Origin of the sequence: Streptomyces odontotermitis (assembly GCF_050510915.1) — a bacterium.
Classification (GTDB): domain Bacteria; phylum Actinomycetota; class Actinomycetes; order Streptomycetales; family Streptomycetaceae; genus Streptomyces.
Genome location: NZ_JBNJLS010000007.1, coordinates 228,505 through 240,155, shown reverse-complemented (window position 1 = coordinate 240,155; position 11,651 = coordinate 228,505). Strand labels below are relative to the sequence as shown.

At 73.4% G+C, this 11,651-nt stretch carries 12 protein-coding genes; 5 read left to right on the top strand and 7 right to left on the bottom strand.

What is annotated here, in order from left to right; genetic code table 11:
- Positions 1-6 precede the first annotated feature (6 nt).
- Positions 7-912, top strand: coding sequence for a LysR family transcriptional regulator (locus ACQB60_RS22015; protein WP_496927771.1), 906 nt, complete (start codon positions 7-9; stop codon positions 910-912).
- A gap of 46 nt (positions 913-958) precedes the next feature.
- Here the strand turns inward: ACQB60_RS22015 and ACQB60_RS22010 are convergent, their stop codons facing one another.
- A complete protein-coding gene (locus ACQB60_RS22010) occupies positions 959-1,972 on the bottom strand; it encodes a CE1 family esterase (protein ID WP_496927770.1) in 1,014 nt (337 codons plus the stop codon).
- 516 nt (positions 1,973-2,488) lie between these two features.
- Between ACQB60_RS22010 and ACQB60_RS22005 the strand changes: the two genes are divergently transcribed.
- On the top strand, positions 2,489-3,193 hold the full coding sequence (locus tag ACQB60_RS22005) for a GNAT family N-acetyltransferase (protein WP_496927769.1): 705 nt from the start codon (positions 2,489-2,491) through the stop codon (positions 3,191-3,193).
- A gap of 113 nt (positions 3,194-3,306) precedes the next feature.
- Positions 3,307-3,984 (top strand): TIGR00266 family protein, encoded by a 678-nt coding sequence (locus ACQB60_RS22000; RefSeq protein ID WP_496927768.1) that lies wholly within the window; start codon positions 3,307-3,309, stop codon positions 3,982-3,984.
- 40 nt (positions 3,985-4,024) lie between these two features.
- On the opposite strand, the gene ACQB60_RS21995 is transcribed toward ACQB60_RS22000, so the two are convergent.
- Positions 4,025-4,738 (bottom strand): TetR/AcrR family transcriptional regulator, encoded by a 714-nt coding sequence (locus ACQB60_RS21995; RefSeq protein WP_496927767.1) that lies wholly within the window; start codon positions 4,736-4,738, stop codon positions 4,025-4,027.
- Between the two features lie 194 nt (positions 4,739-4,932).
- Here ACQB60_RS21995 and ACQB60_RS21990 point away from each other — a divergent pair, with 194 nt between their 5' ends.
- Positions 4,933-5,904, top strand: coding sequence for an NAD-dependent epimerase/dehydratase family protein (locus ACQB60_RS21990; protein ID WP_496927766.1), 972 nt, complete (start codon positions 4,933-4,935; stop codon positions 5,902-5,904).
- Here ACQB60_RS21990 and ACQB60_RS21985 read toward each other — a convergent pair.
- The 5 genes from ACQB60_RS21985 to ACQB60_RS21965 form a co-directional block, all read right to left on the bottom strand.
- Positions 5,891-6,265, bottom strand: coding sequence for an ArsR/SmtB family transcription factor (locus tag ACQB60_RS21985; RefSeq protein WP_496927765.1), 375 nt, complete (start codon positions 6,263-6,265; stop codon positions 5,891-5,893). The genes ACQB60_RS21990 and ACQB60_RS21985 overlap by 14 nt on opposite strands.
- Before the next feature lie 38 nt (positions 6,266-6,303).
- The gene (locus ACQB60_RS21980; protein WP_496927764.1) at positions 6,304-7,626 is read right to left on the bottom strand and encodes a cytochrome P450; all 1,323 of its coding nucleotides are present in this window, start codon (positions 7,624-7,626) and stop codon (positions 6,304-6,306) included.
- 194 nt (positions 7,627-7,820) lie between these two features.
- Positions 7,821-8,618 (bottom strand): SDR family oxidoreductase, encoded by a 798-nt coding sequence (locus tag ACQB60_RS21975; RefSeq protein ID WP_496927763.1) that lies wholly within the window; start codon positions 8,616-8,618, stop codon positions 7,821-7,823.
- Positions 8,618-9,844: an acyl-CoA dehydrogenase family protein gene (locus ACQB60_RS21970; protein ID WP_496927762.1), complete on the bottom strand. Its 1,227-nt coding sequence runs from the start codon at positions 9,842-9,844 to the stop codon at positions 8,618-8,620. The genes ACQB60_RS21975 and ACQB60_RS21970 overlap by 1 nt, the downstream gene beginning before the upstream one ends.
- 67 nt (positions 9,845-9,911) lie before the next feature.
- On the bottom strand, positions 9,912-10,550 hold the full coding sequence (locus ACQB60_RS21965) for an HAD family hydrolase (RefSeq protein WP_496927761.1): 639 nt from the start codon (positions 10,548-10,550) through the stop codon (positions 9,912-9,914).
- Between the two features lie 147 nt (positions 10,551-10,697).
- Between ACQB60_RS21965 and ACQB60_RS21960 the strand changes: the two genes are divergently transcribed.
- Entirely contained in the window at positions 10,698-11,633 is a 936-nt protein-coding gene (locus tag ACQB60_RS21960; RefSeq protein WP_496927760.1) for an alpha/beta fold hydrolase, read from the top strand.
- Positions 11,634-11,651 lie beyond the last annotated feature (18 nt).

Sequence of the window (11,651 nt, the reverse complement as noted above, 5' to 3'; positions counted from 1 at the left end):
GAAGTCGTGGAGCTTCGGCAGTTGGAGTGTTTCGTGCACGTCGTGGACGACGGCGGGTTCGGGCGGGCGGCGCAGCGGCTGTTCATCGTGCAGGCCGCCGTCAGCCATCAAGTGGCGCGGCTGGAGCGGGAGTTGGGGGTGCTGCTCTTCGATCGGAGCACCCGGCGGGTGACGCTCACCGCGGCGGGGCGGCGGCTGCTGCCGGAGGCACGGGCCGCGCTCGCCGCCGCCGAGCGCGTCACCCGGGTCGCCGAGGACCTCGCCTCGGTGCGGGCCGAGGAGACGCTGCGCGTCGGCAGCAGCCGCGCCTTCGCCGACCGCGTCCACCGCGCGCTCGACGACCTCGCCGAGCGCACGCCCGGCCTCCGCGTACGGCTCGTGCAGGACACCCGCGAGCGGCGCCTGGCGGCCGTGCACGGCGGGAAGCTGGACGCGGCGCTCGTACGAGGGGAGCAGCCGCGCACGGGGCTTGCGGCCGACGCCCTCTGGCAGGACCCGCTCGTCGTCGCGGTGCCCGTCGCGCACCCGGCGGCCGCGCTCGACCGGGTGCGGCCCGCCGACCTCGCGGGGCTGCCGGTGCGGCTCGCGCCCCGGGCCCACAACCCCGCCTTTCACGACCTGGTGACGGGCGCGCTCCTTGCGGCGGGCGTCGAGCCGCTGCCGGGGCCCGCGTTCACGACGCTGCAGGACACCCTCGCCGAGCTGGCGGCCGACGCGGCGGCCGGGGCCCCCTCGTGGACCGTCTTCGACCCGGTGGGCGGGCTGCCCCCGGCGCGCCGCGTGGCCTTCCGGCCCTGGGACGGACCGCCGTCGACCGCCTTTCTCGTACGCCGGGAGGGAGCAGCCCCACAGGCCGTCGAGCGACTCGTCGCGGCACTGCGGGACAGCGCCCTGACCTCGGCGGGCGAGTGAAGGCGACGGGAGTGCAGGCGATGGGCTGGACGCGGCTGGACGACGCCTACGCGCTCAGCCGGTGCTCCCGGAAGAAGCGCCAGATCAGCGGCGTCGCGTCGAGGGCCGCCGGGGTGTCGGAGTCCTCGTTCGGCACCGTGCTCGGCCAGTCGTGGCCGAGTCCGCCCATCCGGTAGTGGACGAGGTCGGACCGGCCGTCGCAGCCGTGCCAGCGCTGCCGGGTCACGCCGTCGCCGAGGTCGCGGGACGTGGGGGCGGGGCGGCAGCCGTCGCGGCGGGCCCAGTCCGCGAGCCAACTCGGCAGCGGGGGCAGGCCCTTGGCGGGCACACCCTCGTACGGGATGGTCGTGTCCGCCGTGCCGTGGAACTCGATGACCGGTGCCGGGCGGTCGGGCTCGCAGGCGCCGCCCTGCGGGTAGAAGGCGCCCGAGACGGGGGCGAACGCCGCGATGCGTCCGGGCATGCGGCAGGCGAGGACACCGACGAACCCGCCGCCGTTCGACTTGCCCGTGACGTACACGCGCCGCGCGTCGACGCAGAGTTGGCGCTGCAGCAGGGAGATCAGGTCACTCGTGAACAGCACGTCGTCGACCGGCGCCGAGTAGGGCGCGCCCTGCCACGCGGACTCGCTGTCCGTGCCGGTCACGCCCTGCGGGTAGACCGCGATGGCGGGCAGCCCGGACATCCCGGTGAGCCGCTCCTGGTAGGCGGAGGTGCGCTTGTGCCCGTGGAAGGAGAGGACCACGGGTGTGGCACGGCGGGGGTTGTAGTCGGCGGGCACGTGGATGAGGTAACTGCGTTTGCTGCCACCGGAGTTGAGGTGTGCCACCGTCGACGTGCCGGGGGTGTAGGGGGAGGCGGTGCGGCAGCCTGTCGTGCGCACCGGGCGGTCGACGACGACGCCCGCCGATCCCTGCTCCGGCTCCGGCTTCGGCCCGGCCGGGGCGGCGCCCGCGGGAGCCGTGCCCGCCGCGCCGGTCAGCCCGGCGAGCACGGCGGCGAGCACGGCGGCCAGCAGGGCGGCCCGCAGACGACGTCTGCGTCGGAGCTCTGCGGGCACGGCTGGCACGGCTAGCACGGCTAGCACGGCTGGGTCAGCGGGGCCGACGGACATGACGGGGCTCCTTCGCCTCGGCGGGGACGTGCCGCTGACTATGGCGCCCAGTGTGACGGCGGTCACCGTTGCGTGCATTTCGTTCACGGAGGCGCCGGGCCCGCGATGCGGCCGAGGGTGGCGCGCTCGGCCCGGACTGGACTGCCGCGCGGGCGAGTTGGGCGGGGCTGCGCAGGGCACGGCCAGGGCGGCCCGGGGCCGGGCCCGGAACACCTGTGGGATCGCGGGGAGTTGAGGCCGGGGCAGGGGGGACAGGGGCGGCCACCGCGGCGGGGGCGAGCGTACGCATGCGAGATCCGGCCGTACGGAGCAGGACGGTCCCCCGTCCGCGTCCCGGTACATGGACGAACCGACTTCGGACCTGGACTGTCCGCTCCGTGGAACTGCCTTGCCGCGCGGCGGGCCCGCGCCCGAGCATGGCGCCGCAAGCGAGGGACGACGCGAAACACGGGGTGAGACGGGGTGCACGGCTCTTTCGAGGCGTCGGCAGCGGGGTCCGGCGAGGAATCCGGCGAGGAATCCGGCGGGAGGTTCTTCGCGACAGGTCCGCTGGAGGGGCGACGGGTGCGGCTCGAACCGCTGACCGTCGCCCATGTGCCGGGCCTCGTCGCGGCGGCCCGTGAGGGGCGGGAGCGGTACGCGCTGACCGACGTCCCCGCCGACGAGGCGGAGGCGCAGGCGTATGTCGCACGTGCCCTCCGCACGGGCCCGGGCGGAGCGCCCGAGACGGTGCCGTACGCGACGGTGGACCGGCGCACGGGGCGGGTGGTCGGCTCGACGCGGTTCTGCGGCTTCGAGTACTGGCGCCGGCAGGAGCGGTACCGGCGGCGCCCCACGACCGAGCCCGACGCCGTCGAGATCGGCGCCACCTGGCTCGCCCTGGAGGCACAGCGGACCGGGATCAACCGGGAGGCGAAACTGCTGATGCTGACGGTCGCGTTCGAGCGGTGGCGGGTGCACCGGGTGCGGTTCCGCACGGACGCCCGCAACGAGCGCTCCCGCCGGGCCATCGCCGCGCTCGGCGCCCGCCTGGACGGGGTGCTGCGTGCGGAGGCCGCCGGGTACGACGGGGCCGTGCGGGACAGCGCCGCGTACTCGATCCTCGACGCGGAGTGGGCGGGGGTGCGGGGGGAGCTGGAGGTGTCGCTGTCCGGTGGCCCGGCATGACCGAAGGGCATAGCCGAAGGTGATGGCGCCGCAGACTTTAGGCGGAAGCCGGTGCGCAGGGGCCGCTTCTAGCGTGGACGTGCTGTTGACCGCTCCGGCTCGAGAAGGCACGCATGAAGATCGACGTACGGCACAACCCCTCGTTCGCGGTGGCCCGGGCGCACCTGGCGGCCGGTGAGACCGTCCGCGCCGAGTCCGGGGCGATGATGGCCCACTCCGCGGGGATCTCCGTCGAGGCGAAGGCCGAGGGCGGCCTCATCAAGGGCCTCAAGCGCAGCGTCCTGGGCGGTGAGTCGCTGTTCGTCACGCGGTTCACGGCGGGTGCCGAGGGCGGCTGGGTCGATGTCGCCGCGCAGCTGCCCGGGGACGTGACCGCCGTCGAGGTCGACGGCGGCATGAACCTGGCGCGCGGCGCGTGGCTCTGCTCGTCGGAGGGCATCGACCTCGACACGAAGTGGGGCGGCTTCAAGAACCTGACCGGCGGCGAGGGCGGCTTCCTGGTCCGCGCCGAGGGTCGCGGCCAGGTGGTCGCCGCGTGCTACGGCGCCCTGGACCAGGTCGAGTTGGCGTCCGGCGAGCAGCTGGTCCTGGACTCCGGCCACCTGGTCGCCTTCGACGACGGCGTCTCGTACACGACCCGCAAGGTGACGCGCGGGCTGATGCAGACACTCAAGTCCGGCGAGGGCCTCGTCTTCGAGTTCACCGGCCCCGGCCGCCTGTGGACCCAGAGCCGCAACCCGGGCGCCCTGGTCACCTGGCTCACGGCGAAGCTGCCGTTCAGCAGGGGCTGAGCCACCGCTGCCCCGCGAAGACCCGCGCGCGAAGGTGCCGCTACTCCAGCGCGAAGGAGTCCGCCAGCACGTCCATCTGCGCCGTCACCAGCGTCCTGGCCCGGTGCCCCATGCCCGCGTACTGGCCCGACACCTCCAGGCTCACCGTCCCGTGGAGCTGTGACCAGCTGAGCAGCGTCCCGGCCAGGGCCGTGCCCGCGCGGGGGTCGGTGGCGGTGAGCCCCGCGCACTCCCGCAGCCAGTCGGCGGCGGCCTCGTCGTCGCGCACCCAGGTCTCCGTCTCGGCCACCACCGGCCGCACCGACGCCGCGGGGCGGCCCGTCGCGAAGACCTTCACGAAGGGGCCGAGCACCGCGCGGGCGCGGACCAGGGTGTCGGGCGGGGCCTGGTAGCCGGGGAGCGGGCTGCCCTGGATCAGCAGATAGCGGTGCGGCTCCTCCGCCGCCCAGTCGAGGTAGGCGTCGGCGAGCGCGTGCAGGGCCGCGCGGGGGCTGGCGGGAAGGGCGGCGGCGATCCCCTCCGTGGCCCGCGCGGCCTCGTCGTAGGCGTCCCTGATCAGGGAGTTGAGCAGATCGTCCCGGCTGGCGAAGTAGCGGTACAGGGCGGGGCCCGAGAGCCCGACCTCCTTCGCGATGCGCGTGAGCGCCACGGCGGGCGCGCCGCCCTCGGCCAGCTGCCGGAGCGCGATGGCCTTGATCTCCCCGCGGGTCCGCTCCCGGTAGCGGGCCCGGGGGCTCGATGCCGCGTCGGCCATTGCCCTTCTCCTTCCCTGTCCTCCTGCGCCGCCTTGCGGCGCCCTCTGTCTCCAGCACCCTCCGTCTTCAGCGCCCTCTTCCTGCGCTGCGGCTCCGTACACGATCGACGGTACAGGAACTCCCTATTGCGATCACTATTCGCGAGCGTTACAGTCTCTAACAGTTGCTAGTCCGCATCGCGAGGGAGCTTCTCATGACCACCCGCACCGACCCCCACACGGACCTCCGCACCGACCTCCACGTCGTCCTGGGCGCCGGCCCCGCCGGCACCGCGCTCGCCACCGAACTCGCCCACCGCGGCCACCCCGTCCGGCTGATCGACCGCTCCGGCACCGGCCCGGAGATCGAGGGGGTGGAGCGGCGCCAGGGCGATGTCGGCACGCTCGCCGGCGCCCTGGCGGCCATCGAGGGCGCCGCGGTCGTCCATCACTGCGTGAACGTCGCCTACCACCTCCAGATCGAGGTCATGCCCTCGATACAGACGACCGTGCTCGGCGCCGTCGAGGCCACGGGCGCGCGGCTCGTCGTGCTCGACACGCTCTACCCGTACGGGGAGACGCACGGCGAGGTCATGACGGAGGAGACCCCGTGGCGGGCCACCTCGCGCAAGGGCCTGATGCGCGCCCGGCTCGACGAGATCTACCTGGCCGCGCACCGCGAGGGCCGGGCCCGCGTCGTCCTGGGGCGCTCGGCGGACTTCGTGGGGCCCGGCGTGCTCAACTCGACGCTCGGCGGCGCCACTTTCCCCGGCGCCCTCACCGGCGGGGACGTCCTGGCGCTCGGGAACATCGACCTGCCGCACAGCTACACCAGCATCCGGGACGTGGCGGCCGGGCTCGCGACGCTGGGCGAGCACCCGGAGGGCGACGGCCGCGTCTGGCACCTGCCGACCGCCCCCGCCGTCACCACGCGCGAGGTCCTGCAGATGATCGAGGAGCGGGTCGGGCAGCCGCTGAAGACGGTCGTCGTCGACGAGCCGCGCCCCTTCGGGCCCTTCGACCAGGTCTTCATCGACTCGTACGCGGAGCTCTTCTACCAGCACCTGGAGCCGCAGATCATGGACTCCTCCGCCTTCGAGGAGACCTTCGGCGTCCGGCCCACGCCGCTGGGCGAGACCCTCGACATGACGATCGAGTGGTACCGGGACCTGCTCAGCCGCGGCTGAGCCCGGCCGCCCGCCCGCTCACCTCCGACGCCTCCGCCTGCTCGGCGTCGATGAGGGCCCGCAGCAGACCGGGGAAGCGGGCCTCCATGTCGTCCAGGCGCAGCGCGTTCATCTTGGTGGTGCCGACGTAGTACTGCCGGATGACGCCCGCCTCGCGCAGGGTGTTGAAGTGGTGCGTGGCGGTGGACGCCGACACCGGCACGTCGAAGGACCCGCAGCTCACATCGGCCTCGGTACGGGCCAGTTGGGCCACCACCGCCCTGCGTACCGGATCGGTGAGCGCCTCCAGGACCCGCTGCAGCGAGAACTCCTCCGGCGCGGGGTGCGCCACGGTGCGCGGCGCACTGCGGGGACGGGCCACGGCGGACTCCTCGGAGCAGGGACGGATGAACAGTCCTACTACGATAGCGGTCGAAGTACGGGGGTCATGCGGATGTCGTCCTCGGCCCACAGCACGAACCGCTCGATCGGCGTCACCTCGTGGCCCGGCACCGGCCGGAAGCGGAAGCGCTTCAGCAGGACGGCGAGGACGAGTTGGGCCTCGACCGTCGCGAGCGCGGCACCCTCGCAGCCGCGCGACCCGATCCCGTACGGGATGTGGGCCAGCCTCGGCCGCTTGGCCGTCTCCTCCGGCGTGAACCGCTCGGGGTCGAACCTCTCCGGGTCCGGCCAGTGCTCGGGGTTCAGGTGGACCGCCCAGAACGGGTAGAAGACGGTCGCCCCTGCCGGGATCTCGTAGTCGCCGAGCCTCATCGCCTCGGTGGTCTCGCGCGCGCCGTAGGGGCCGGGCGGGTAGAGGCGCATCGACTCCTTGAGGACCATGTCGAGATACGGCAGGCGGCGCAGGTCCGCGAAGTCGGGGGCGGTGCGGTCGCCGAGGACCTCGTCGAGTTCGGCGGTGACGCGCTCGGCGACCTCGGGGTGGCGGCCCAGCAGGTGCAGCGTCCAGGACACGGCGACGCCGGTGGTGTGGTGGGCCGCCAGCAGCGTCACCATGACGGTGTCACGGATGCGGGCGGGGCTCTCACCGGCCTCGACGAGCGCCCCGATCAGGTCGCTTCGGTCGGTGCGGCCGTCGGAGCGGTGGGCGGCGATCACGTCGTCGACAGTCGCCCGCAGAAAGCGGAGGGCCTCCTGGGCGCGCTCGGGGGGTTCCTCCCCCGGATCCGGGGGCGGCACTTCGTAGAGGCGCCCGAGGTAGGCGGTGAGGACTTCCTCGAACGCGGCCACGACGGCGTCCGGTTCGGGGGCCGCGCCGCCGAGGGCGTACGCGCAGATCATGCGCAGGGACAGCGCGGTGAGGTCCTTCTGCAGCGCCACGGGTTCCTGGCCGCCGCGCTCGGCCCAGCGGTCCGCGAGCTCCTGGGTGAGCGCGGCGAACTCCGCGAAGTGCCGCTCGTGGGAGGGGCGTCCGGCCAGGACCGACAGCAACAGCCGCCGCCACGGCGCGTGTTCGGCGGCCGGGAGCACCTGGAGGTTGCCCGCCTCGCACAGCGGGGACAGGAATGCGAAGAGTTTCTGCGGGCGTTCGTCGAGGTGCGCGGTGGCTTCGAGGAGCACGGGGTCGGCGACGGACACGGCCGTCTCCGCTCCGGGGAGCTGGAAGCGTACGACGGGTCCGTACTCGGCATGCAGGCTCAACTGGTACTGGTGCAGTCCGCCCGCCGCGGCGACGGCACCCGCGCCGCCGTCCGGCCTGGGGTCGGGGCCGGGGATGTCCATGAGGTGCCTCCTCGTCGTCGCCGCCGCCGGCCAGGTGTGGCCGGGCCCGTGCTCGCCTCGGCCCCACCTTGCCAGGCGGCCGCGCCCCTGTGACTACCGCGCGCCGTCGGGCAGTTCGGACGGGCCGGAGCCCGCGCAGTCCCCGAGCGGCGGCGACGCACCCCCGGAGAGCTGGGCCCTGAACGGCGCCTCGGTCACACGGCGCCCGGTCCCAGCAGCTGTCCGCCGTCCACCACCAGCGTCTCCCCCGTGATCCAGCGCGCCGCGTCGCCCGCGAGGAACACGACCGCGGCGGCGATGTCCTCGGGCTCGCCGATGCGGCCCAGCGGCGTCGCGGCCGCCACCTTCGTCTCGCGCTCGCCCTGCCACAGGGCCTCGGCGAGGCGGGTGCGGACGACGCCGGGGGCGATGGCGTTGACCCGTACCGCCGGGGCGAGTTCGAGGGCGAGCTGCTTGGTGAGGTGGATGAGCGCGGCCTTGGACACGTGGTAGACGCCGACGTCGGCGGCGACCGAATAGCCGCCGATCGAGGCGGTGTTGACGACGGAGCCGCCGTGCTCGCCCATCCACGCCTTGACGGCGAGCGACGTCCACAGGACCGGCGCCCACAGGTTGACGTCCATGGTCTTGGCGAAGCGGGCGTGGTCCTGGTCGATGACGGGGCCGTACGCGGGGTTCGTGCCGGCGTTGTTGACGAGGACGTCGAGGCGTCCGTATGTGCGCACGGTGTGCTCGACGCAGGCGCGGGCGGCCTCCTCGTCGGTGGCGTGGGCGCCGAACCCCTCGATGGCGCCGCCGAGTTCGGCCGCTGCCTCCTTGGCGCGCTCCTCGCTGCGCGAGGTGATGACGACGCGCGCGCCCTGGTCGCGGAGCGCGGCGGCGACCGCGAGGCCGATGCCCCGGGAGGCGCCGGTGACCAGAGCGACCTTCCCTTCGAGGCTCCCCGCCGACCCGAGGTCTCCTGACGGTCCGGGGCTCCCGGTCGGTGTCATCACTGTCCTCGCTCTCCTCGCTGGGCCTCGCGGCGCCGCAGCTCGCGCAGCGCGATGGTGCGCTTGTGCACCTCGTCCGGCCCGTCGGCAAGACGCAGCGTACGCAGGTGCGCGTACATGCTGGCGAGCGGGAAGTCGTCGGAGACGCCCGCGCCGCCGTGCACCTGGATGGCCCGGTCGATGACCTTCAGGGCGGCCTCGGGGGCGGCGACCTTGATCGCGGCGATCTCGGTGCGGGCTTCCTTGTTGCCGACGGTGTCCATCAGGTACGCGGCCTTGAGCGTGAGCAGGCGCGCCATGTCGATCTCGATGCGGGCCTCCGCGATCCAGTCCTGGATGTTGGCGCGGTCGGCGAGCGGGGCGCCGAACGTGGTGCGCGACTGCGCCCGGTCGATCATCAGGTCCAGGGCTCGCTCGGCCATGCCGATGGTGCGCATGCAGTGGTGGATGCGGCCGGGCCCGAGCCGCGCCTGGCTGATCATGAACCCGTCGCCCTCGCCCGCGAGCAGGGCGGTGCGCGGCACCCGTACGTCTTCGAAGAGCACCTCGGCGTGGCCTTCGCGGTCCTGGTAGCCGAAGACGGGCAGGCCGCGCAGGACGGTGACGCCCGGGGTGTCGAGGGGGACGACCATCATGCTCTGCTGGCGGTGGCTCGGCCCGTCCGGGTCGGTCTTGCCCATGACGATGAGGACCTTGCAGTTCTTGTGCAGGGCGTTGGAGGTCCACCACTTGCGGCCGTTGAGGACGTACTCGTCGCCGTCGCGGACCATGCGCATCTCGATGTTGCGGGCGTCGGAGCTGGCGACGGCGGGCTCGGTCATCGCGAACGCGGAGGCGATCTCCCCGGCGAGCAGCGGCTTCAGCCACTTCTCCTTGTGCTCCTCGGTGCCGAAGAGCGTGAGGACTTCCATGTTGCCGGTGTCGGGGGCGTTGCAGTTGGTGGCCTCGGGCGCGAGGTGGGCACTGCGGCCCATGATCTCGGCGAGCGGCGCGTATTCGAGGTTGGTGAGCCCGGGGCCCCACTCGGGGTGCGGGTGGAAGAGGTTCCACAGGCCCTGCTTCTTCGCCTCGGTCTTCAGCTCCTCCACGACCGGCGGGTGGAAGTGCGGGTCCCCCGACTCGGTCATCTGCACCTCGTAGACGGCCTCGGCCGGGTAGATGTGCGCGTCCATGAACGCGCGCAGCTTGTCCTGGTACTCCTTGGCCCGGTCGGACAGGTCGAACACGGTTCCTCCAACGGTTGGGTGCCGCGGGCGCGGGGCGCACGGCTCGGATTCAGCGCACGTCTCGGATTCAGCGCGCGGTCGTGGGGGTGAGCAGCTCGTGCAGCCGCTCGGCCGTGGCGGCGGCGGAGCGGTGGACGACGCCGGCGAGGCCGATGCGGGCCGCCGCCGTGATGTTCTGCTCCAGGTCGTCCACCATGACGGTCTCCTCGGGCGGCGCGCCCAGGCGTGTGCAGGCCAGGGCGTAGGCGCGGCGCGAGGGCTTGCGGACACCGATGTCCCGGGAGACGGTCACGGCGTCGAACAGGGCGGGCAGGTCGAAGCCCGCGTAGCAGTCGTCGCCGAGGGAGTTGGAGAGCAGACCGACGCGGTGTCCTGCGGCGCGCAGCCGGCCCACGAGCGCGACCGTGTCCGGGTCGGGTGCGAGCCGGGACTGCAGCCGCCCGACCAGTCCTTCGCCGACCGCCGGGACGCCGTGCGCCCGCAGCCGGGCGGCGAAGCCGTCCTCGAACTCCCGCTCCCCGATGCGCCCTTCCTCGTGCGCCACCAGCAGCGCGCTGCTCTCCTCGTCCTTCGACAGCAGCCCGAGCAGCAGCCGCGGGTCGCCGCACAGTTCTGTGCTGAGCTCTTCGAAGGCGGCGACCACGCTGGTGGTCAGGACGCCGCCGAAGTCGAAGAGGACCGCCGTGCGCCCGCGGCTCCCGGTCATCCGCCCACCCCTCGGCTCGTCGCTCGTCGCTCGTCACCGGGAACGTACTTGAATCCGGTTTCAGGTTCAATGCTGGAGCGGTGCGTTCGTCGACCGTATAGTCGAGAAGTCGAATCCAACGTCAAGTTCAGCGAGAGGGGTCCCCCCATGAGCACGGATGCGCCGACGGCCGCGTGGGGCCAGGTGGCGGCACGGGACGTGACCACCGACGGCATCACCCTGCGCGTCTTCGAGCACGGCCCGCAGGACGGCCCCCTGGTCGTGCTCTGCCACGGCTTCCCCGAGCTGGCCTTCTCGTGGCGGCACCAGATCGGGGCGCTCGCCGACGCCGGGTACCGCGTGCTCGCGCCCGACATGCGGGGCTACGGCGGCAGCGCACGCCCCGAAGCCGTCGACGCGTACGACATGCCGACCCTGTGCGCCGACCTGGCCGGGCTCCTGGACGACGTGGGCGCGGACGACGCGGTGTTCGTGGGGCACGACTGGGGCGCGAACGTGGTGTGGCACATGGCGTGGCTGCACCCGAGCCGGGTGCGGGCCGTGGTGGGCATGAGCGTGCCGGTGCGGCCTCGTTCGCCGGTGGCCCCGCTGCCGGTGCTGCGGGAGCGGCTCGGCGACGACTTCTACATGGTGTGGTTCCAGGAGCCGGGCGTCGCCGACCGTGCGCTCGCGCGGAACGTGCGCAGGACGCTGGTGGCCCGCGAGATCTGGTCGGCCGCGTGGGCCGAGCGGGCGGACGAGGAGTTGGCGCCGCCGCACTGGATGAGCGAGGCTGAACTCGCCCACTACGTCGATGTGTTCGAGAAGACCGGCTTCACCGGCGGCCTCAACTACTACCGGAACCTGGACCGCACCTGGGAGCTGACGCCGCAGCTGGCCGGCCGGACCATCGACTGCCCCTCACTGTTCCTCACCGGCTCCGAGGACCCGGTCGTCCGCTTCATGCCGGACGACAGGCTGACGGAGGTCCTCACCGATCTGCGCGGCCGCGTCGTCGTGGACGGAGCCGGGCACTGGGTCCAGCAGCAGCGGCCCGGGGACGTGAACGCCGCGCTGCTGGAGTTCCTCGCCGGCCTCGGCTGATAGCATCCCCCGCCTCCG

What these genes read in the sequence shown, in the direction of transcription:
- ACQB60_RS22000 (WP_496927768.1), top strand. Translation starts at nt 3,307, where the DNA reads ATGAAGATCGACGTACGGCACAACCCCTCGTTCGCGGTGGCCCGGGCG.
- ACQB60_RS21995 (WP_496927767.1), bottom strand. Translation starts at nt 4,738, where the DNA reads ATGGCCGACGCGGCATCGAGCCCCCGGGCCCGCTACCGGGAGCGGACC.
- ACQB60_RS21990 (WP_496927766.1), top strand. Translation starts at nt 4,933, where the DNA reads ATGACCACCCGCACCGACCCCCACACGGACCTCCGCACCGACCTCCAC.
- ACQB60_RS21980 (WP_496927764.1), bottom strand. Translation starts at nt 7,626, where the DNA reads ATGGACATCCCCGGCCCCGACCCCAGGCCGGACGGCGGCGCGGGTGCC.
- ACQB60_RS21975 (WP_496927763.1), bottom strand. Translation starts at nt 8,618, where the DNA reads ATGACACCGACCGGGAGCCCCGGACCGTCAGGAGACCTCGGGTCGGCG.
- ACQB60_RS21965 (WP_496927761.1), bottom strand. Translation starts at nt 10,550, where the DNA reads ATGACCGGGAGCCGCGGGCGCACGGCGGTCCTCTTCGACTTCGGCGGC.
- ACQB60_RS21960 (WP_496927760.1), top strand. Translation starts at nt 10,698, where the DNA reads ATGAGCACGGATGCGCCGACGGCCGCGTGGGGCCAGGTGGCGGCACGG.